19 protein-coding genes are annotated in these 20,962 nt (G+C 38.9%); 9 read left to right on the plus strand and 10 right to left on the minus strand.

Annotated elements, in window-relative coordinates; translation table 11 throughout:
• Nucleotides 1-46: 46 nt before the first annotated feature.
• The gene (locus tag ACWM35_RS14735; protein WP_454819549.1) at nucleotides 47-352 is read left to right on the plus strand and encodes a hypothetical protein; all 306 of its coding nucleotides are present in this window, start codon (nucleotides 47-49) and stop codon (nucleotides 350-352) included.
• A gap of 361 nt (nucleotides 353-713) precedes the next feature.
• Here the strand turns inward: ACWM35_RS14735 and ACWM35_RS14740 are convergent, their stop codons facing one another.
• The 3 genes from ACWM35_RS14740 to ACWM35_RS14750 form a co-directional block, all read right to left on the minus strand.
• A complete protein-coding gene (locus tag ACWM35_RS14740) occupies nucleotides 714-2,336 on the minus strand; it encodes an ATP-binding protein (protein WP_454819550.1) in 1,623 nt (540 codons plus the stop codon).
• A gap of 146 nt (nucleotides 2,337-2,482) precedes the next feature.
• Entirely contained in the window at nucleotides 2,483-4,585 is a 2,103-nt protein-coding gene (locus ACWM35_RS14745; protein WP_454819551.1) for an MMPL family transporter, read from the minus strand.
• A 103-nt stretch (nucleotides 4,586-4,688) separates the two neighbouring features.
• The gene (locus ACWM35_RS14750; RefSeq protein WP_454819552.1) at nucleotides 4,689-5,261 is read right to left on the minus strand and encodes a TetR/AcrR family transcriptional regulator; all 573 of its coding nucleotides are present in this window, start codon (nucleotides 5,259-5,261) and stop codon (nucleotides 4,689-4,691) included.
• Between the two features lie 154 nt (nucleotides 5,262-5,415).
• On the opposite strand from ACWM35_RS14750, the gene ACWM35_RS14755 reads away from it, so the two are divergent.
• From ACWM35_RS14755 to ACWM35_RS14765, 3 genes are read left to right on the plus strand one after another with little or no spacing between them, the layout of a single operon-like run.
• Complete coding sequence (locus tag ACWM35_RS14755; protein ID WP_454819553.1) at nucleotides 5,416-6,138, plus strand: ABC transporter ATP-binding protein; 723 nt, start codon at nucleotides 5,416-5,418, stop codon at nucleotides 6,136-6,138.
• Nucleotides 6,135-7,241 (plus strand): ABC transporter permease, encoded by a 1,107-nt coding sequence (locus ACWM35_RS14760; RefSeq protein ID WP_454819554.1) that lies wholly within the window; start codon nucleotides 6,135-6,137, stop codon nucleotides 7,239-7,241. The genes ACWM35_RS14755 and ACWM35_RS14760 overlap by 4 nt, the downstream gene beginning before the upstream one ends.
• Before the next feature lie 27 nt (nucleotides 7,242-7,268).
• Nucleotides 7,269-7,925 (plus strand): TetR/AcrR family transcriptional regulator, encoded by a 657-nt coding sequence (locus ACWM35_RS14765; RefSeq protein WP_454819555.1) that lies wholly within the window; start codon nucleotides 7,269-7,271, stop codon nucleotides 7,923-7,925.
• Nucleotides 7,926-8,062: 137 nt separating this feature from the next.
• Here ACWM35_RS14765 and ACWM35_RS14770 read toward each other — a convergent pair whose 3' ends face one another.
• The gene (locus ACWM35_RS14770; RefSeq protein WP_454819556.1) at nucleotides 8,063-8,425 is read right to left on the minus strand and encodes a VOC family protein; all 363 of its coding nucleotides are present in this window, start codon (nucleotides 8,423-8,425) and stop codon (nucleotides 8,063-8,065) included.
• Between the two features lie 223 nt (nucleotides 8,426-8,648).
• A complete protein-coding gene (locus ACWM35_RS14775) occupies nucleotides 8,649-10,031 on the minus strand; it encodes an L-cystine transporter (protein ID WP_454819557.1) in 1,383 nt (460 codons plus the stop codon).
• 164 nt (nucleotides 10,032-10,195) lie between these two features.
• Between ACWM35_RS14775 and ACWM35_RS14780 the strand changes: the two genes are divergently transcribed.
• Complete coding sequence (locus tag ACWM35_RS14780; protein WP_454819558.1) at nucleotides 10,196-11,062, plus strand: hypothetical protein; 867 nt, start codon at nucleotides 10,196-10,198, stop codon at nucleotides 11,060-11,062.
• A 108-nt stretch (nucleotides 11,063-11,170) separates the two neighbouring features.
• On the opposite strand, the gene ACWM35_RS14785 is transcribed toward ACWM35_RS14780, so the two are convergent.
• The 5 genes from ACWM35_RS14785 to ACWM35_RS14805 all read right to left on the minus strand — a co-directional run bounded on the left by ACWM35_RS14785 (nucleotide 11,171) and on the right by ACWM35_RS14805 (nucleotide 15,433).
• The gene (locus ACWM35_RS14785; RefSeq protein ID WP_454819559.1) at nucleotides 11,171-12,571 is read right to left on the minus strand and encodes a sensor histidine kinase; all 1,401 of its coding nucleotides are present in this window, start codon (nucleotides 12,569-12,571) and stop codon (nucleotides 11,171-11,173) included.
• Nucleotides 12,561-13,232 (minus strand): response regulator transcription factor, encoded by a 672-nt coding sequence (locus ACWM35_RS14790; protein ID WP_454819560.1) that lies wholly within the window; start codon nucleotides 13,230-13,232, stop codon nucleotides 12,561-12,563. The genes ACWM35_RS14785 and ACWM35_RS14790 overlap by 11 nt, the downstream gene beginning before the upstream one ends.
• An 81-nt stretch (nucleotides 13,233-13,313) precedes the next feature.
• Entirely contained in the window at nucleotides 13,314-13,982 is a 669-nt protein-coding gene (locus ACWM35_RS14795) for a M50 family metallopeptidase (RefSeq protein ID WP_454819754.1), read from the minus strand.
• A gap of 358 nt (nucleotides 13,983-14,340) precedes the next feature.
• Entirely contained in the window at nucleotides 14,341-15,018 is a 678-nt protein-coding gene (locus tag ACWM35_RS14800) for a PspA/IM30 family protein (RefSeq protein WP_454819561.1), read from the minus strand.
• A gap of 1 nt (nucleotide 15,019) precedes the next feature.
• Nucleotides 15,020-15,433, minus strand: a complete 414-nt coding sequence (locus ACWM35_RS14805) for a hypothetical protein (RefSeq protein ID WP_454819562.1) — start codon at nucleotides 15,431-15,433, stop codon at nucleotides 15,020-15,022.
• A gap of 169 nt (nucleotides 15,434-15,602) precedes the next feature.
• Between ACWM35_RS14805 and ACWM35_RS14810 the strand changes: the two genes are divergently transcribed.
• From ACWM35_RS14810 to ACWM35_RS14825, 4 genes are all read left to right on the plus strand, one after another.
• Nucleotides 15,603-16,805, plus strand: coding sequence for an MFS transporter (locus tag ACWM35_RS14810; protein WP_454819563.1), 1,203 nt, complete (start codon nucleotides 15,603-15,605; stop codon nucleotides 16,803-16,805).
• Between the two features lie 186 nt (nucleotides 16,806-16,991).
• Nucleotides 16,992-18,734, plus strand: coding sequence for a sensor histidine kinase (locus tag ACWM35_RS14815; RefSeq protein WP_454819564.1), 1,743 nt, complete (start codon nucleotides 16,992-16,994; stop codon nucleotides 18,732-18,734).
• A gap of 1 nt (nucleotide 18,735) precedes the next feature.
• The gene (locus tag ACWM35_RS14820) at nucleotides 18,736-19,521 is read left to right on the plus strand and encodes a response regulator transcription factor (protein ID WP_454819565.1); all 786 of its coding nucleotides are present in this window, start codon (nucleotides 18,736-18,738) and stop codon (nucleotides 19,519-19,521) included.
• Between the two features lie 103 nt (nucleotides 19,522-19,624).
• Nucleotides 19,625-20,935, plus strand: a complete 1,311-nt coding sequence (locus tag ACWM35_RS14825; protein WP_454819566.1) for an extracellular solute-binding protein — start codon at nucleotides 19,625-19,627, stop codon at nucleotides 20,933-20,935.
• Nucleotides 20,936-20,962: the final 27 nt, after the last annotated feature.

Below are 20,962 nucleotides of genomic sequence, written 5' to 3' on the forward strand. Positions count from 1 at the left end.
TTTAAAACGACAATAGCGATATTGAAAGAATGTATAAAATTCGACTTTGAGAATTGTCCTTGGGGTAAACTTTGCAGGTTCTGTTTTAAATGTTGCTATTGGAGTAGCTGTTGGTGGTGGTGTTGGTGCGATACAATCATTCATTATTAATAAAGGTAAAAAAGAAGCACAAAGAATATTCACTAAAACCGTTACAAGCCGACTACAAGCTTGGGGAGCAAATAAACTTGCTTGGGTGGTTGGTGCTGCCGTTGCCATAGCATTAGATTATTCTGATGTCGGTGGAATGATTGCAATACAAATTGACAAAAGAGACTCACAGCCCAACAATGGATGGATAAACATTTATTAATCTTAATAAAGGGTGATGACATTGTTAAAAGCTTTAAAGTACGTCGCAATTTTCTTATGGGCCGTATTATTCCTATATTATTTTAAAATATACATGCCCAAAAATGTTTGGTACTTAATAATAGGTATTCCTTCTCTTGCTATTAGTTCATATTTGATTAATAAACTATTTAATAAAATACAACAAAAGCTGAGCAGTTAATTATTCAAGCCTGCTCTCAAAAGAGAAGACTTTTTAACCACTCCCATGATTTATTTGTAACACGAGCAAACTCATTTTTTCAGCAAAAACGGAATCTATATAGGATGTAGTGTTAAATTGAGTGGGGCACCCGTTTTGAGGTGCCCCACTCCCATTTCTATTAATCAGTCAAAGGTAATCTGATTTGTACCAAGGTTCCTTCTTGTTTCTTACTATGATAGGAAATCGTACCCTGGTGCTGTTTAACGATTTTATTACAAATCATTAAACCTAATCCTGTTCCTTTTTCTTTTAACGTATAAAAAGGCTCACCTAAGCGTGGGAGAATTTCTTCTGGAATTCCAACCCCTTCATCTTGAAAGGATAGAATGCATTCCCCTATGCCACTTTTGCGAAGATGAATATCAATCGTACCACCTTTTGGCATCGCTTCAATGGCATTTTTTAAGATATTGAGAAATACTTGCTTTAACTGATTTTTTTCACAGGTAATAAATAACCCTGAATCTTCAATTTGTAGATTAAACTGAATATCACTCATAAGTGCTTCTGGCGAAAGAAGCTCAAGTGTATTTTCAACCAATTCACCTAAATTGGTTCGATGAAGTTGAACAGCCTGGGGTTTTCCTAAGGAAAGCATTTCACTCGTAATCGTTTCAATCCGTTCGAGTTCACTTAAGAGTAAGTCATTAATTTCACTCTTTCCGTTTTCCCATTTATACAGCTGCACAAATCCCTTAATCGTTGTAAGCGGATTGCGAATCTCATGGGCTACCCCTGCTGCCAGTTCCCCGACAATGGATAGTTTCTCAGATTGTAACAGGATTTCCTCTGCTTTTTTTCGTTCAGATATATCCCGGCTTATTATGACAATATACTCGATTTCTTGATTCTCTCCCTTAACAGGCATACAGCGGGACTCAAATTCTATCCAATGTCCCTGTTTGTGGTTAAGACGAAATTCAATCGATTTTGATTCTGACATTTCAAACATCTGATCAATCGTATTTTTAAACATGGCAGCATCTTCAGGATGAATGAACTTACATAATTTAACCTTTTCTATTTCAGAGCTATCATACCCTAGTACATTCTCATGAGAGGGAGAGAAATAACTAAACGAATGCTCTTTATCCATCACCATGATCAAATCAGAGGTATTCTCAGCAATAAGCCGATATTTCGTTTCACTTTCTTCTACCATCCGATACATTTCAGCTAATCGATTATTTAGGCGATACAGCTTTACATAGGATTCAATTAAAAGTGCACCAACAATCACACCTAGCAAAACAAACAACCCATACTGTAAGTGGAACATGAGATTATCTTCAAATATATGAAAAATAAAAACGACTATGAGATATACGACAATATAAGAACAATATAATATGAAGGATTTTATAACGGATGAGTATTTCTTGATATAAAAATGCACAATGGATAAACTGATCATAATCATGGCCCAGCCAACAATCACTGGGAGTAAATGACCACCTGAAGCCAACCTTGCGAGGAGCCCAAAAGCACCCGTTATGATACCTGAAATCGGTCCAAGATAAGCAAAAACAAGAACAATTGGCGCATAGCGGATATCGTATGTATAACCACCTTGCTCGAAAGCCATTGTAACGAGAATATAGGAAACAATTCCACCATATAGGCCTGCCATTAAGCGAAATTGTTTACATGGCCTATGTTTAATAAAGGAACGAATCACTAAAGGAATACTAACCAGCAGTGAAAATACCGATAGATTAACAATATAGTCTAATAGAATCATTGGCTCCCACCTAGTACATAAATTCAATACTCTACTATCATAAACTAGAGCAATTTCTATGGCTATATGTTAAATAATATTTCATTTGGAAAATTGAGACAAAGACAAAAGAAGTACCACCGAGGATGATACTTCTCAAAATTGTCTTATTCTTGTTTTTGAGCCAATGGTTTATCCTTCTCAAGTAATACGATTAATGCTGGCAGTAAGATTCCGCGAATAAGGAATGTATCCAACAGAATACCCACGGCCACAATGAAGCCGAAAACAAATAGCAATTGGATTGGCTGCGTCATTAATACCGCAAAGGTTGCGGCAAGAATAATCCCCGCTGACGAGATCACTCCGCCTGTATTGGCAACAGCAATTTCGACCGCTTTTTTCACTGAATGTTTCTTCCGCTCCTCCATGAATCTTGAAATTAAGATGATGTTATAGTCGATCCCGAGGGCGACTAGGAACACAAACGAATAAAGCGGCACACGGTTACTAATCGTATCAATATCAAAGAACAGATTGCTTAAGAACATCCCTAAACCTACCGCAGCAAGGAAAGAAATTAAGATTGTTCCCATCATATAAATCGGCATTTTGAACGATTTTGTCATAACAATTAATAGGACGAAAATCAACAGTGATTCTAGTAAAACAATCACAATAAGGTCATGATTATTGGCTGCCCGGTCATCTACTTTTGTGGCGGTTTCACCGGCAAAATGAATCTCTCCATCGATATCACTGTCCGCTAATAGCTGATTCTCTTTTTCTCTCATTTTTTCTAAAGCATCCATCGTCTCGACAGCATAAGGACTTTCTTTAAAAGTCAGACTTAGCTGGAGTACTTTTTCATCTTCTGCTGTCCCATTTGGACGGACATTACTAACAAGTTCTTGGTCTGCTAACGTTTCTAACAGTTTACCTTGTTGGTCTTGCGTAATCTTCTCTTTCGCTTCAACTAAAACCGTTGTTTGAGCAAGGTCACCTTTCTCAAACTTCTCTTCTAAAATTTCATATCCTACTCTTGATGGCATATCCTTAGGGAATGATTTCATCGTGTCAAACTCATATTTTAAGTTCAGCATATTGAGAGCTGATGCCAGCATGATTAAACCAATGACCGTTATCGAAATGACCGGTTTTTTCACCACGAAACGTCCAACTTTACTCCAAATGGAGTTGGTTTTAATCGTATCCTCCCCAACCTTCGGAATTTTTGGCCAGAAGGACTTTCTGCCGAATAAAGTAAATAAGGCAGGTACTAATGTAATGGAAGCGAGCATAATGACAAACATCGCGGTGGCAAAAATCGGTGCAAAGTTCCGATAGTCGCCAAGCTCTGCGAAAAATAGCACCAGCATCGCTGCTAAAACCGTTCCCCCAGAGAAGAATACGGGCATTCCCGTTTCTCTCATTGCATATTTCATTGCATCAAATTTAGATTCATGTTTCTTTAATTCTTCACGATAACGCGAGAAAACAAAGAGTGAATAATCGATCAAGGCTGCGAATAAAAGAATCGTCATAATCGAATACGTCTGACTTCCTATCTCTAAACCAGCACGCCCCATTAATCCAAGTATCTGATTGACTACCTCATAGACAAATCCTGCAGCCAACAGTGGAATTAACGCTAATAATGGTGATCGGTAAATCACAATCAACAAAATCAGAATGAGACCTACAGTAGAAAGGATCAGTACCACATCCGCACGAGAAAACAGATTAACCGTGTCCACAGCAATCCCTGCAGGTCCAGTAATATTTAGCTCCAAATCAGTAGATTTTTCTACCATTTTAACCATTTTTTCTTGTGCTGTTCTCATTTCCTTTGATTCAAGTGAAGACTTAAACGTCAATGGCAATATCAACGTCGTTTGGTCCTCGGAAAAGAAACTTGCTGTGGCTTGTGGAGGCATACTTGTTAATGGAACGACTTCCTTTACCCCATCCATTTTTTCCACATCTTCGATGAAAGAAGTTAACTGTGAAATTTCCACTTTGTCATCCGATTGAAAGACTAAAATGGCTGGAATTCCTTCACTATCCTTAAAATACTGATCGACTTTATTCTGTGCCATGACAGATTTTGCATCTTTTGGAATAGAATCAATCTTCGTTACTTCATAGTCCTTTGCACCAGGAGCAAGGACGGCAAGTAATACGGTGACTACTAGCCAAATTCCGAGCGTCATCCACATTCCTTTTTTGGATGTAACCCGATCCGTGATCCACAGCAAGAGTGATTTCATATGCTCCACTCTCCTTATCATTTTTTAAAGTAACACAACTGTCACTTTCGCGAAAAAAATTAGTTAACACTATAATTATCTTGGAAAGTAACACTAGTGTCAATTAACTACTTGTGAACATTCCTTGACTAATCATTTCCTTCATCCCATGTACCCATTCCTCTTGCGGGATTCCAAAATGATTAGGAATGGCAACGGTTTGAAGGATCATTCCAATCATAAGACTGTTTGGAATATGTGGTTTGATTTTTCTTTCTTCTTTTCCAATATCAATAAAGCTCTGTAAATACTTATAAAGATTTAAAGGAAGATATGACAGCTTTTCTTTCGTTTCTTTATGCAGATCCTCGCGTGGCAACATTTCTTGGCCGATTTTAATTAAATGTTGTATTTCTGTTTTATTAAAAATAAACTCGATCAAAAAATCAAATTTGGCCTCAAAACCATCATGATTTTCCATTTCTGTTAATTCAAATAGGAATTGCTCCATTTCATAGACCATAAAGTCAGTTATTAATTCCTCTTTATTCTCGTAGTATTTATACAAAGCGCCCCTTGATACTTCTAATCGCTCTGCTAAATGACTAAAGGTAAATCCCTCATAACCGTGCTGTAAAAGCAGGTACTTTGTCGTTTGAAATAAATCAGCGGTATTGATTTTTCGTTCTCTTGCCATATGCTCACCTACTACTAAGTAATTCTTTGCATCTAAGTATATCATTTCCGTTAGAAAAAGGGCATGGCTCCCTAATTGCCTATTGACCAGAGACTAGAATGGATTATAATAATAGTGAGTAATCACTCATTTTGTATGAAGAGGAGGTTTTACAATGACATCCGCTATTAAAATTGAAAATGTAACTAAAAGCTTTGGAAAAAAACTTGTTTTGAACAACATTAGCTTAAATGTCGCACCTGGACAAATCTATGGTCTTATCGGGCCTTCAGGTTCAGGGAAAACCACATTGGTAAAGATTATTGTCGGCATGGACCGCCCGTCCCAAGGCTCCACCCATGTCTTGGATACACCCGTTCCTAGTTTGAACCTACTGCAGAAAATCGGCTATATGGCTCAGGCAGATGCCCTCTATGCTGATTTAACGGGAGAAGAAAATCTTGCTTTCTTCGCATCGCTTTTTAAGTTAAAAAAGGATGTACAGAAAAACCGTATAGCCTACGCCGCAAATTTAGTAAATCTAACGGCAGATTTAAAAAAGAGGGTTCAAAATTACTCAGGAGGAATGAAGCGCCGATTGTCTCTGGCTGTTGCCTTAATTCAAGACCCTGACGTATTGATTTTAGATGAACCTACGGTTGGAATTGATCCTGAACTAAGGCAATCCATTTGGGCTGAGTTATTCCGTTTAAAAAATGAGGGTAAAACCATTTTAGTCACTACTCATGTCATGGACGAAGCAGAAAAATGCGACCAACTCGCTATGGTTCGTGAAGGTGAGATCCTTACCAGCGGCTCACCAGCTGAATTAAAAGACCGTTACGGAATTAGCAGTCTTGAAGATGTTTTTTTAAAGGCAGGAGGGAAACGAGGATGAGAATAGCTGCGATGGTAAAAAGAATCATCCATCAGATGTTACGAGATAAGCGGGCTCTTGCCCTGATGATGGTTGCTCCCTTGCTGATCCTGACTCTGCTTCATTACTTACTCTCAGCTAACACGATTGACCCAAGGATCGGTGTGGTGAATGCTGATGATGCCCTTGTGGAGCAATTAAAGGATATGGATATTATCGTCAAAAAGTATGAGAAACTTGATGATGTAAAAGATCTTGTCATTGAGGATGAATTAGATGGATTTCTTCAGTGGAGTGATGATGAGATTATCTTAACGCTTTCTAATGAGCAGCCGTCTGCTGCAAAGGGTTTACAAATAAAGGTTCAACAGGCGATTGCTGCTGAGAAAGCGAAAGCTCAGGGTGAAAATCTTGCTGCTTTTATGCAAACTATTCAGAGCAAACTTCCTGGAGTCCCATTAAGCATGGAGCCCGTTAAAGCAGCGGATATTGATATATCTTATATTTATGGTGATGAAGATACGGTCTTTTTTGATCAGTTAAGTCCGATTTTAGTAGGCTTCTTTGTCTTCTTCTTCGTCTTTTTAATTTCCGGAATTGCCTTGTTGCGGGAAAGAACGACAGGTACTCTTGAACGGCTAGTCGCGACACCGATCCAGAGGAAAGATATCGTGTTCGGCTATTTGTTAGGCTACGGCTTGTTTGCGGTCATTCAAACGATCATTGTCGTAACATATGCGGTTACAGTTTTAGATATTACCCTTGTTGGTTCATTTTGGCTCGTCGTGTTAATTAACATCGTTTTAGCTCTTGTTGCCTTGTCGCTCGGTATTTTATTATCCGCATTTGCAAATTCCGAGTTCCAAATGATGCAATTCATCCCAATTGCGATAGTTCCTCAAGTGTTCTTCGCTGGAATTTTTCCTGTAGATGGGATGGCAAATTGGCTGCAGGTCATCGCGAAATGTATGCCAATGTACTATGGCGGAAGTGCTTTGGTGGATGTCATGTACAAAGGATTAGGATTCAGTGCAATCAGAAATGAACTCCTTGTTTTATTAGGCTTCGCTCTTGTCTTCATTGTCCTAAATGTATTAGCATTGAAGAAGTATCGGAAAATCTAATAAAACCTGTTTTATAAGGAGTTAACCATGTCAGAAGAAGAATTGATGATCCAACAGCTGTTTGATGAAGAGAAATTAACCGATAAGCAAAAAAAAATCCTGGTTGCCGCTATTGAATCTTTTTCAGAAAAAGGATACTCTGCCACTTCGACAAGTGAAATTGCAAAAAAGGCTGGAGTAGCCGAAGGCACCATTTTTCGTCATTATAAAACCAAAAAAGAACTATTAACATCCATTGTTGCACCACTCATGACACAGTTTGTGGCTCCATTTGTTGTCAATGATTTTAATAAAGTGCTGGATCAACAATATGACCGGGTTGAAGATTTCCTAAGAGCGACGATTGAAAACAGAAGAGCCGTTTTAATTCGGCTGCTTCCAGTTGTTAAAATCATGCTTCAAGAAATCCCCTTTCATCCGGAATTACGGCAGCAGTTTATTGATAAAATTGCCAAAACCATCTTTAATCGGGTTTCTGTGCTGATCAAAAGCTATCAGGAAAAGGGCCAAATTATTGAGATGCCGCCTGAAAGTGTTGCAAGGCTCGCGATAACCAATATCCTTGGATATTTATTTACCCGATATGTCCTTTTCCCAGAGAACAATTGGGACGATGAACTTGAAACAGAGCGTGTCATCCAATTTATTATGCATGGACTAGCAAAAAAGCCCTCAGAGAAATGAGGGCTTTTCGTGTTTTTATTTAATTAAACGTTTGATTAGTTTACCAGCTGATCTAATCAAACGTTTGATTAAAACCTCAAAAAGCGTTGCTATCTATAGGTTTATTGAACCTAATTAAACGTTTGATTTAATTGAGGTTATCCCTTCATTAAATACTCATTTCCATCTTCATCCGCAAATTGGACAAACGTCCCCCATTGCATGGTCTTCGGTTCATCGATAAAGTGAACGCCATTTGCTTTCATCTTCTCATACGTTTCCACCACATTTTCACAAGCAAACACAATCGATGCCTTTCTATTTTCATGTCCTTGCATCATTGATTTAGGATAAATAACGAGATGGGATTTGGCATTTTGTGGTCCAACCTCGAGCCAGTAAGCATTCGGACCCATCGGATACTCGGCGTACACTTCAAATCCCACTTTATTTGTCCAAAACTCCTTCGCCTTTTGCTGATCTTCTACATATACGGCAACTGTTGCAATTTCAGAAATCATCCTAAAATCCTCCTATACTATTTTTAAAAACTATTTTATCAAAAAACACAAGGTGACAGGTACCACTACTATTAAAAATAAGCACTAAATCAAAACTTTACTATTGATACTCGAAAATGCTCACAAAAAAACTGGATAGCCCAAAGACTATCCAGCTGTATGATTTATCACTGTCCACCCCAGAAGGACATTTGTACATTTGTGGTGCCTGTCACCCTACTTATTATGCCTCAACAATATTTGGCTGTTGGTAAACTTCGTTTTCGAATTCTCCAGTTATTTTGCTTGTTAGTACCCCAGATGTCATGGCGCCGCTTACGTTAAGAGCTGTACGTCCCATGTCGATTAAAGGTTCAACGGAGATTAGTAATCCGACAATAGCCACCGGAAGGTTCATGACAGAAAGTACGATCAAAGCTGCAAACGTTGCACCCCCACCGACTCCAGCAACACCAAAGGAGCTGATTGCGACAACAAGAATGAGAGAGATGATGAATCCTGGGCTTAATGGATCAATTCCGGCAGCTGGAGCTACCATTACTGCCAACATGGCTGGATAGATTCCCGCACATCCATTCTGACCAATTGAAAGTCCAAAGGAACCAGCAAAGTTTGCAATTCCCTCCGATACACCAAAGTCTTTCGTTTGTGTCTTGATTGTCATTGGCAGTGTTCCTGCACTTGTACGTGAAGTAAAAGCAAAAGTTAAAGTTGGTAATGCCTTTTTCACATAGTTAACAGGACTCAATTTTGCCAATGCTAGTAATAGTAAGTGGACTACGAACATGAGAATAAGTGCAACGTATGAGGCAATGACAAACTTACCTAACTTCGCTATCGCGGCATAATCACTTGTTGCTGCTACCTTTGTAATGATAGCTAGAATCCCATATGGAGTCAGACGAAGAATCAATGTTACGACTCTCATAGTAATGCTGTATAACGTATCAATAATCTTAGCGAAAAACTCAGCTTGTTCTGGTTGTTTTCGTTTTACTCCCAGGTAAGCAACCCCGATAAATGCCGCAAAAATAACGACCGCAATCGTTGAAGTTGCACGTGCACCCGTTAAATCTAAAAACGGATTGCTTGGAATTAATTCAAGGATTTGCTGTGGCATCGTCATCGCTTCAACCCCAACAACTCTCTCTTCTAACGCTGCATTACGTGCTGCTTCTGCTTCTCCTTCTGTTAACTCAATGCCATCAAGGCCAAATCCTAAAGCGGAGCCAATTCCGATGGCTGCAGAAATCGCTGTTGTGCCTAGTAATATTCCGATAACTAGGAAACTAATTTTCCCAATGTTTTTAGTTAACTTCAATTTCGTAAATGCACCAACGATCGAAATAAATACAAGTGGCATCACGACCATTTGTAATAACTTGACGTAACCGGTACCAACGATGCTAAACCAATTGATTGTTTCTGTTGTCACTTCAGATGTAGTTCCATAGATTAAATGAATAATAAAACCAAATATAAGACCTAAACCTAAACCCGCGAAGACGCGTTTTGAAAAAGATACATGCTTCTTTTGCATGATAAACAAACCATACATAAGCACCAGTAAAACCACGACATTCACAATAATTAATACTGCGTTCATCTTGGACTCCCCCTTTTAAATATTTTTATTATTAATATTATGAAAATATTAATACATTAATTCCTATCGGTCAAGTTGGAATTAGACTTTCTTTTATTAATATGAATAATATTCCTGGCAGGAAAAATAATACCAACAAATACGAACCAGAAGGAGAGTTATATATGGATAATAATGCCTACTGGTATGTTGGTTTGGTTACTTTAAGCATTCTTCTGATCATCTATATCTATCTAAAAACAAGAAATCCCCGAGTTTGGTTGCTTTTTCTAGCTGTGATTGGCCTTGGTTATATCATTGAGGCGGTGATTTATAATCTCTTAGACAGCTATCGCTATTATCCTAAAATTTTCAAACACAACCCATATTACGATAGTAATTTGGGTGCCGTCGCATCCAATGCCTTCGCCTTGCCTGCACTAGCCACCTTCATTAGTATTTTTCGAACAAATTGGGTCTGGATGCTTTTTTTTGTGGCACTCATTCACTTAATCGAATGGTTTTTCCTAAAGATTCATATTTACTCCCATAATTGGTGGAATAGTTGGTTTACATCCTTTGGTTTGCCTTTTTATTTCATTTCGGCAAAATTCCTTTATAAGAAATTACTTAAGCCAATGAAAGGATTTATGCATTCCTTAACCTTATTTTTATTGGTGGGGCCATTTTCTGGGATGTTTCACATCACGCCGATAATGATTTTTTCAAATCGCTACTATCAATTTGGGTTGTTCGAAAATCAATATCAAGATACAACGGCCTTTGCGGCCATTTACTACCTTAGTGCCAGCTTCCTATATGTTCTTATGACAAAAATCAAATGGAGAACGACCTGGATGAAATACCTAACCACCGTCATCTGTTTTGCCATCATAACGTTTCTCCTTAAAAAAGTTGGAATTCTCCACATTCAAGCATGGTGGGACCCCTGGTACTACATCAGCCTGCCAATCATCCTATTAGCCATCACACAGACCATCAGCCAATTCCTATACAATGGCCCTCGAAAAACAATGCCTGACCCCTTATAAGGTCAGGCATTGTTTTCGGTATTGTTTTTGGTGCCGTTTTCGCCACTGTCCACTCGAGGAGGACAAATGTACACGGCTGGTGACAGGCACCACTATTAGCACCTGCTACTAATTTTTAATAGGAATTTGGATGATAAAGGTGGTTCCTTTTCCGATTTCGCTTGAGATTTTGATGGTTCCTTGGTGGGTTTCGATGATCCATTTGGCGATGGATAGTCCGAGTCCGTGACCGCCCATTTGCCGGGATCGTGATTTGTCAGCACGGTAAAAGCGTTCAAATATGCGGTGATGGTCCTCTTTTTTAATGCCAATTCCTGTGTCTTGAACTTTGATACACAGTTCTTGATTGCTTTCCCATAAGGCGAGGCGAACATCTCCGCCATTGGGTGTGTATTTAATGGCATTGTCTAAAAGAATGTATAAAAGCTGGGACAGTCTTTGCGGGTCACCGTCCACCATGACACGGTCAGACGCCTCCAAATGGAGGGCAATCTCCTTCGAATCTGCCAGGGGCTGGACGGATTCAATCGCCTTCACTGCATAAGGGAGATAGTCGAACGTTTCCGTTCTCCGTTCGATAATGTTTGAATCTGAGCGGGCCAATGTTAAAAGGTCGCTTACGAGATTGGTCATTCGTTTTACTTCCTGTCTCATATTCGCAAGCAATTTTCCAGCGAAGTCCTCTTTTTCAGTATCTATCGTCATTTCCATCGCATCCACGGAAGATAACAAAACACTTAAAGGGGTCCGTAATTCATGGGAGGCATCGGCCACAAACTCACGTTGCCTTGCAAATGCTTTACTAATCGGGTCCATCGCTCGTTTTGACATCACAGCACTCAAAATCAAGGCAACACCAATAAAAATGATTCCAATCATTAAAAGGATAATCCATAACCATTTAAACAACTGATAAGCAAAAGAAATATCTTTTCCTACATACAGTTGCCCTATATATTGACCATCTTCATAGACAGAATGGCTCGCAATCAGCAGACGAATATTTTGCTTTCGTTCAGGTTGATTAAATTCTCTGAATTCCCCCCTACCACCAAAGCTCCTTTCTATTTCCAATGACTCCTTGCGAATTTCACTATCTCTGTGGACTCCATCTCCTAAAAGCCGTAGTAACGCTGGCCGTAACCGTTCATCACTTTCACTCCCCATGAGTAACTCACCATTCGTATTGACGACATAATAAAAGAATTGATTTACTCCGGCGAAGACAAGCTCCTGATTTTGAAAGCCGCGTAAGTCACTTTTTTGATTGGTCACTAAGTAATCCTCGATCAACTTAGCTTCCTGTTCCACTAATGTTTGAAGTTCTTGTTCTTGATTCTTTAAAATACTAAAGTAGAGGACCGAGTAGACAATCACACTAAACAGAATGAGAAATAGCAATAGCAAGCCACTATAAATTCGCGTTAGCCGCCTTTGGGTGCTTTTAAAAACATCCTTTTCTCCACGGTTAGTCATCATGCGAAAAACAGAAAGAAGGTTAGTTTTCAATCTTATACCCTACCCCTCTAATACTCTGGATTAATTCTTGTTTCCCTAACAGATCAAGCTTTTTGCGAATCAATTTCACGGTAGCATCAATCGTTTTAGGAGCCACCTCAGAATCAAATCCCCAAATTCGCTCAAGGATTACCTCTCGGGGAATGACCTGTCCCTTATTTTGCACCAATAAGTCTAATAGTTGAAATTCTCTTGGGCTTAATTGAATTTCCTCGCTGCCTAAGCGAACCGAATGGCTATTCCGATTTAGAATCAAATCTTTTATTTGGGTTTCCTCTTCTAAAATAGGTGCATAATTTCGACGTGAAAGAGCACGTAAGCGCGCTAGGAGTTCACCAATTTCAAATGGCTTCACCAAGTAATCATCCGCTCCCGAATCCAGACCTTCAATCCGGTCTTCCACCGTATCCTTCGCGGTCAACATCAAGATCGCACCCGAATAGCCCTGCTTTCGCAAACGGCGGCATACCTCCACTCCATCCCCGTTCGGCATCATCCAATCTAGGACTAGGACATCATAATGCGAGTTGACTGCATAATAAAAAGCATCCTCGCCTTCCATTACCCACTCTACCTTATATCCACTTTTCGTTAGCATATAAACAACTAATTCACCAAGCTGGGAATCATCTTCTGCTAATAAAATCTTCATCACCAAGAAACTCCTTCATCATAGTAGGATGATAAATTAAAGCTGATTCTTTATTTTAATGCCCCTGATTTAATAGAGCTTTTAGGAAAAAAGTTGTTCTACTCCTTGGAGTGTCTTCACTATATCAAATCTTATCACAGCTACCTGTAAATTAAGAAGGCTGCTGACGATAAAGTAGCCTGCAAATAGAGATTGGCCCAGCACGACCACTCCAAAAATTACAGCGGGAACCCTTTTGAACATGGCCAGCGGAGCAGTTTTTTCAGGATTTTTCTTCAAACTACGGCTCAATTCTCTCAAAGCATTATTAATCAATTGGACCAAAATCATCGATGATAGAAAAATACTAAGATGCATAATCGCTGCTTCATGCTTGTAATAAAGTGGGCCAGCTAATAAAACCACAAAGGAAAGTGCCCAAATAAAAGCAATAAAACTGCGGACTGAAAGTAGCAGCGCTAAAACGATTAAACCAATTAGCATAAGTAAAATAATAGAGTAACTTCCCTTTGCAACACTATAGAACAACATGATGGCTAGAACCGACGTCATGGTATAGCCAATGTACTTAATGATTCCCTGCTTAAGGGGAGAAATAACCTTTTCTCCCGATGGAGAAGTCTTCCCTTTTATTAATAATCGTTGGATGATGTCAGGGATCAACGTGTTAAACAGGGAAAAATAACTCCTTAAGAATGGAAGTCTCGTTATCAGCAACGCAGCAGCCAAATAAACGAGGGTGAGCGTCATTGTATTCACGTTCCAAACTCCTTTCTATTAAAAAAGCTCTGTTTTCACTGACATTGTGTTTGAAAAATAAACGGAGAAATTCCGTTTAAACTGGGAAATACCATATTTCCTTGATAATAAAGGTAGTTTTTCCGCTTATCTTATCCAAATCTATGGATTTTGTCTTTTTTTGAGCAGTTAAGGGAAATTTCTCCGCTTATATCTGCCTTTAAAGCCTCCTCAATCTACATTAGCCGGAATTTCTCCGGTTATGGATTCTCTAACTCCAACACGAAAATCAGCAATGAATAAAAACCAGAGCATTCTATCAAAAAAGGGAGCACTCTCACCTGCCTTGTGCCCCCTCTCCTATCTCAAATTAGTTTTTTACAAGTAACTCTTTTTCGTTTTTTAGTTTCTCAAGTTCTCTTTCAAGTTCCTCGTTGTTTACATACGTTTGATAGGCAGCATCCTGCTGGGCTAAAGAGTTAGAGAAATGGCTGCCTGCCTGAACCTGCGCTTCCATCAGCATGATCTGCTCTTCTGCTCGTGCTACACCTCTTGCGATATTGTCTGTTTGGAATGTAGCCGTAGCCTGCTGAATCTGCTTCATCGATTGCGCCACATTCGCTCTGGAAGCCAATAGAATCTTCTTATGCTGTAATTCATTATAGGACTCTTTTAACTCGTTTATTTTATCGATCAGGATTTCAGTCTGAGCCTTAATCGCTTCATATTGTTGCTGATATAGCGCTAGTTGTTTTTCGTTTGTTAGTTTTTCTTGAACAGCTATTTTTGCGATTGTATCCTCGCCTTGCTCAATCGCTAGTTTTGCCTGGCGGGTTCTCTTTGTTACTAATCCTTCTGTTTCTAATAGGAGATTCGCCTGTTTTTTCTCCACAAGAATTTGCAATGATAATGCTTTCTGCGCTTTGACGATTTCTTCCTCTAACTCTCTAGAATACTCATTCAACATCGCAATCGGATCTTCCATCCCATCTAATACTCCATTGACTTGTGCCTTTGTCATCGTTTTAATTCTTTTAAAAATACCCATTTTACTGATTCTCCTTTTTAGTTGGTAAATTCTTTTCCCATTGGTCTAAAACCTGGGCATTACGGTTAATAACCGTTGTATATGAACCTGTTACAGGTGTTTCAATCAAGCGCTGCATAGACGACTTCTTTGATTTATTACTTAACCATTTCACGAGAAGGACCACCACAGCTAGTCCAATAACAAGGAATAGTAGTAAGCCCATCCATGAAAAATCACTGCCATGATACGGAGCTCTCATAACCGCATGTGTTTCAAATCCACCATGATGACCTCTTCCACCTGGATGAAATCCTTTCATTACGACAACTTGTTGTGGTTGATTGGCAAACAGATGTAAGAAGAAGTTAACGATGAGTAGAATAGACGTGATTACGACACCGAAAAATATTGCTAGTTTTACTTTGGCCTTCATTTTGTTTTCCTCCTTTCGTTCTTGATAGTTTGTAGTTTAAAAGAGAATGGTGAAAACTTGGTGAAAGCAAAAGATTATCTAGTAAATTTTTTAAAAAATATCCTATCCGTAAGAAACTCTATAGTATAGTAAGTATTACTAGAAATTATTTAATTGAGAGGCTAACTTCATGTGGAAAAATAAAAATGTGTGGATTTTATTAACAGGGGAATTCATCGCTGGTCTAGGACTATGGCTCAGTATCATAGGAAACTTAGAGTTCATGCAGGAGAAGGTACCTTCAGACTTTTTAAAGTCCCTCTTGATGGCTACGGGACTTTTAGCGGGAATTGCCGTTGGTCCTTATGCTGGGAGGCTGACAGATCAAACTAGTAAAAAGAAAGTTATGTTGATGAGCGGATTTCTTCGGGCCGTTAGTGTTATTTTTATGCTGATCGCGATTGCCACTGGTTCAGTCTGGTGGATGGTTGTTTTCTTCATCTTTATTCAAATTTCAGCAGCCTTTTATTTTCCAGCGCTGCAAGCCGCGATCCCGCTTGTCGTTGCAGATAAGGATTTGCTTCAATTAAATGGCGTTCATATGAACGTTTCAACCCTATCACGAATTATCGGAACAGCGGCGGCTGGGATCCTTTTGGTGCTCCTCCCCTTATCGCTGCTTTATGTTGGTTCACTTGTCGCGTATATTGTCCTTTTCATTATGACTTGGTTCTTGGATATTGATGAAGATAGGGGTAAACAGCAAGCAGGTAAAGGCAAACAGGAGAAAACGAGTTTTAAGGATGTATTTCCGGTTATTAAAGGACTTCCCATTGTCTTTATGACCTTACTGATGACACTAGTTCCGCTCCTGTTTTTAGGCGGGTTCAACTTATTGGTCATCAATATCAGTGAACTTCAAGGAAGTTCTGCGATCAAGGGCTGGATCTACACGGCAGAGGGCGTTTCATTTATGATTGGTGCTTTTTTCATCAAGCAAATCAGCGACAAAATCTCACCTTACACGATATTATTTGGCAGTTCGATTCTCATAGGTTTATCTCAGCTCTTACTCTATTTTGCAGATATACCGATGTTAACGATCATTGCCTTTCTCATTTTTGGTTTTTCCGTCGGCAGCTTTTTTCCAACAGCCGCGACCATCTTCCAAACCAAAGTACCAAAGGACTTTCACGGCCGATTCTTCTCCTTCCGCAACATGCTTGACCGCATTGGCTTTCAAATCGTCCTAATCATCACAGGCTCCCTCCTGGACCTAATCGGCCTCCAACTCATGTGCGTCCTATTCGGCGGCCTATCCATCATCGTAACCTTGGCCTTCCTGGCTAAGCACAACCGCACGCAACAACAAGTAATCAAGCAAAAAGAATGACAGGCACTCGAAGGGTGCCTGTCACCGTTTATGCATTTAACCCCCATTTATGCATAAGTAAATGAATATTCAAGTTGAACCTTAGTTTATCCGTTAAATAAACTAAGGTTTTTTAATTTTCACAAAAATGGTAGAATCATACTATAAACTCATGAAATTATTTTCCAATAGAAAGGCGAACAATCAATGCTGAATCGACTAAAAAAATGGAATACATTACGTAACCAAATTTTGTTTATCTTCTTATTTGTTATGATCATTGTTCTATTGGTTGTCAGTCTGCTGACATTGAGACATGTTTCCTCTTTATTGAAAAATAATGCTGAAAAACAAATCCAACAAGTTGCAATTGAAGCAAATGGCCGAATAGAATCACTTTACGGGCAAATTAATATGTCTTCTAAGCTTGTCATAACAGATGAACGAGTCCAGCGAATTCTTACGGACGTCTATCAAGAAAAAGAAGTAAGCTTTAATGACCGTCAACAATTAATGGGACATATTAACAGAATAGTAGGAAATACGGATGGAATCTTTTCCTTTCAGCTCTTTTCTGGTAAACAGCGACGTGTTCTCCCCCTAGGTGAAGAGGCTTTAATGAACCGCATCGATCGAAAATGGATTGATGAAGCGAACCGGGCAAAAGGAAGAATGGTTTGGATTGGTGAGGATCCCATTGATAAAAACTACTTTCTAGCCATCCGCAGGGTCAATTTAATAGAAAAACAGTTTAGGAATATTGGTTATCTTCTCATTAGTATTGACCGTAATCATTTTAAATTTGAAAATGAAGCCTATGAAGATGATCAATATACGATTCTTTTAGATCAGGACCAGAAACCCATTTTTCGAAATTATCATGGTAACATAAACAGCATTATTAATAGTGATGAAAACATTGTTCAGCTAAATCATCAGGATTATATTTTGACAAAGCAATCATCGGATCTCACAGGGTGGACTGTATTCATATTAACCCCTGTAAGTGAACTTACAGAAGGAATGTCAAGGATTCGAACAGGATTTATTTTATCTGGAGTTGTCGGTTTATTCATTTTTACGATTTGCTCCTTTTTCCTTTCAACCATCATTACAAGGCCCATTGTTAGATTAACGAGAACCATGCAGCGCGCAGGAGAAGGCTCATTAACACTGAATCCAAGTGTGGCTTCCGTCAATGAAATTAATGAATTAAATAGTACGTATAATCAACTTGTGAAAGTGACAAACCATTTAATCCAAATGGTTTATCAAAAAGAGATATTAAGGAGCCAAAGTGAACTTAAAGCCCTTCAGGCACAAATTAATCCACATTTTCTCTTCAATACTCTCGATGCCCTTCATTGGTCACTGGAGGAAAAAGATGAAGAGGAATTATCTGAACTTGTCCTTGCCATGTCCAACTTATTTCGATATACCATTACAAAAGAAACCGATGATGATTGGGTATTTTTGAAGGATGAAATCAAGCATATCGGCGACTATATGGAAATTATGAAAATGCGTTTTGGAGATCGATTACAATGGCATATCTCTATTCCTATAGAATACGAGCTTGTAAGAATACCGAAACTGATCATACAGCCATTGGTAGAAAATGCAATCTTGCATGGAGCAGGAAACAAAGTCGGAGATTGTCTGATTTCCGTAACGGTTGAACCAGTTCAAAGGGAAGACAAAGAATGTATACGCATCACGGTTCAAGATGATGGTTCTGGTATGGATAAAGAACGGCTTGATTGGATTATTCAATCCATGAAATATGGCGGTACGTCCTCCATGACCGGAAAAGGAATCGCAATTTCCAACGTTTACAAGCGCTTAACATTGTATTACAAAGGAATTTTACATTCTGACCTTTTGATTGAGAGTAAGTTAAACGAGGGTACAAGGATTTCATTTGAACTACCGATTACGGGAGGAGAATAGCATGTTTACGAAAAATATCCTAATCGTTGATGATGAACCTAGAACAAGGCAAGGCCTGCAGAGAACTCTAGAAAGTTGGAATAACAGTGAATTTACCATCCTCTCCGCGGAAAACGGTGAGGAGGTCATGAAAATTATGACGGAAAAGAAGATTCATATTTTACTGACTGATATCCGCATGCCTGAAATAACCGGTTTACAACTATTAAAAAACATCAAAGAAAAAGGTCACTCTCCCGTAGTGATTGTCATTTCCGCATACTCAGAGTTTGAGTATGCTCAGGAAGCATTACGACTCGGGGTGGTGAATTATCTTTTAAAGCCTATCGGTAAAAAAAAGTTAATTGAAGCCGTGGAAGAAGCCGTTAAGGTGCTTGAAAAACAAGTAAGAGTCGGGCTGATTGAAAAAGTAGTGGATGAAAAAATTGTCGATGCCAATACGAAAATGGATTCAACCAAAGACACGATTCGCAAAGCGATTAGCTATATTGACAAACATTTAAAAGAAGAATTAACCCTTAAAGATGTGGCTGCTCATGTTCACTTGAATTCAAGTTATTTTAGCGTATTGTTCAAGGAGCAAGTCAAGCTTAACTTTAGTGAATACGTGACAAGACGCAGAATTCAGCGGGCAAAAGAATTAGTAATTTCAACCAAGCTGCCGATAAATGAAATTGCTGAAATGGCAGGCTATAAAACCGCTAAATACTTTATAAAAATCTTCAAGGAAATGGAAGGAATGACACCAAGTGCTTATCGAAAAACAAGTAATGAAAGCGATTTCTAAAAATGGTGGTATTTTTCCTAACCTCAGTGCCCTTTAATGATGATTACAACGATGGTAGATTTAAATAGTAAAGGATAAATACACATTAAGGGGGTTTCAATTGATGAAAAAGAAAGCGTTTACCGCTGTATTGTCTTTGGCATTAACGAGCGGGCTTATTTTAGGAGGTTGTTCATCATCTTCTTCTGGATCATCGGAGGATTCAGGTAAGTCAAGTAGTGACAAAACCGTTGTAAAAATGATGCATCTATGGCCTGAAGGAAGTTCAAATGCCCAATATTCAATTGTTGATGACATTATCAAGGCCTACGAAAAAGAAAATCCTGATGTTGACATTCAGACGGAAATTTTAGGAAATGAGCAGTACAAAGAAAAAGTCAAGGTATTATCTGCTTCTAATGAATTACCAGACGTTGGGATTACTTGGGCAGCTGGATACATGCAACCATTTGTTGAAGGAAATATGTTTACACCATTAGATGATATTGTCCAAGAAGACAAATTCGTTGCCGGTACACTCGATGCTTTCTCGGTTGACGAAAAGCCATACGCTATTCCTCTTGAATTAAACATTACCCCAGTGTATTACAACAAGGAAATTTTTAAAAAGCATAACCTAGAGGTTCCAAAAACATATGATGAGTTTTTAAAAGTGGTTGAAACACTTGTTGATAAAGGTGTTACTCCAATCACGTTAGGAAACAAAGACCGCTGGACAGGATCCATGTGGTATATGTACCTTGCGGACCGAATTGGCGGCCCAGAAGCCTTAAACAATGCCATCAATCGTACTGGAAGCTTTGAAGATCCCGCATTGGTTAAAGCAGCAGAAGAAATCGAGAAACTAGTGAAAATGAATGCATTTGTTAAAGGATTTAACGGCTTATCAAATGATGAAGCGAAAGGGTATTTCATGAATGAACAAGCAGCTATGTATTTAATGGCGACTTGGGAATTACCAAACTACACGACTAGCCCTGATGTGGATCAGAAATTTAAAGACAAAGTTGGTTACTTTAAGTTCCCTACCTATGAAGGCGGAAAAGGCAATATTGACAGCTATGTTGGCGGCCCTGGTGTTGGATTATTCGTATCTGAACAATCGAAAGTAAAAGATGAAGCGAAACAATTTGTTTCTTATTTAGTGGAAGAATGGGGCAAACGTTCCGTGGTTGACGCTGGTGTTATTCCTGCAACGGTTGTAGATACATCCAATGGTGACCTTGATCAGATGTACATTGACATCCTAAAAGATTTAGGAAATGCGACAAACCTAACACTTTATGCAGATGTTCAAATGTCTGCTGGCGTAGCAGATGTGCACTTAAATCAAATTCAAGCATTATTCGGCGGACAATCATCTCCTAAAGAGTTTACCAAAACACAAGAAGAGGCTCTTGCTGCTGAGAAATAATAATTCCTTAGAAGGAGGGCATATTGC

Source organism: Neobacillus sp. K501 (genome assembly GCF_053749995.1).

Bases quoted from the DNA above. Each gene is read 5' to 3' on its own strand.
- ACWM35_RS14740 (WP_454819550.1), bottom strand. From the start codon at position 2,336: ATGATTCTATTAGACTATATTGTTAATCTATCGGTATTTTCACTGCTG.
- ACWM35_RS14745 (WP_454819551.1), bottom strand. From the start codon at position 4,585: ATGAAATCACTCTTGCTGTGGATCACGGATCGGGTTACATCCAAAAAA.
- ACWM35_RS14750 (WP_454819552.1), bottom strand. From the start codon at position 5,261: ATGGCAAGAGAACGAAAAATCAATACCGCTGATTTATTTCAAACGACA.
- ACWM35_RS14755 (WP_454819553.1), top strand. From the start codon at position 5,416: ATGACATCCGCTATTAAAATTGAAAATGTAACTAAAAGCTTTGGAAAA.
- ACWM35_RS14760 (WP_454819554.1), top strand. From the start codon at position 6,135: ATGAGAATAGCTGCGATGGTAAAAAGAATCATCCATCAGATGTTACGA.
- ACWM35_RS14765 (WP_454819555.1), top strand. From the start codon at position 7,269: ATGTCAGAAGAAGAATTGATGATCCAACAGCTGTTTGATGAAGAGAAA.
- ACWM35_RS14770 (WP_454819556.1), bottom strand. From the start codon at position 8,425: ATGATTTCTGAAATTGCAACAGTTGCCGTATATGTAGAAGATCAGCAA.
- ACWM35_RS14775 (WP_454819557.1), bottom strand. From the start codon at position 10,031: ATGAACGCAGTATTAATTATTGTGAATGTCGTGGTTTTACTGGTGCTT.
- ACWM35_RS14780 (WP_454819558.1), top strand. From the start codon at position 10,196: ATGGATAATAATGCCTACTGGTATGTTGGTTTGGTTACTTTAAGCATT.
- ACWM35_RS14790 (WP_454819560.1), bottom strand. From the start codon at position 13,232: ATGAAGATTTTATTAGCAGAAGATGATTCCCAGCTTGGTGAATTAGTT.
- ACWM35_RS14795 (WP_454819754.1), bottom strand. From the start codon at position 13,982: ATGACGCTCACCCTCGTTTATTTGGCTGCTGCGTTGCTGATAACGAGA.
- ACWM35_RS14800 (WP_454819561.1), bottom strand. From the start codon at position 15,018: ATGGGTATTTTTAAAAGAATTAAAACGATGACAAAGGCACAAGTCAAT.
- ACWM35_RS14805 (WP_454819562.1), bottom strand. From the start codon at position 15,433: ATGAAGGCCAAAGTAAAACTAGCAATATTTTTCGGTGTCGTAATCACG.
- ACWM35_RS14810 (WP_454819563.1), top strand. From the start codon at position 15,603: ATGTGGAAAAATAAAAATGTGTGGATTTTATTAACAGGGGAATTCATC.
- ACWM35_RS14815 (WP_454819564.1), top strand. From the start codon at position 16,992: ATGCTGAATCGACTAAAAAAATGGAATACATTACGTAACCAAATTTTG.
- ACWM35_RS14820 (WP_454819565.1), top strand. From the start codon at position 18,736: ATGTTTACGAAAAATATCCTAATCGTTGATGATGAACCTAGAACAAGG.
- ACWM35_RS14825 (WP_454819566.1), top strand. From the start codon at position 19,625: ATGAAAAAGAAAGCGTTTACCGCTGTATTGTCTTTGGCATTAACGAGC.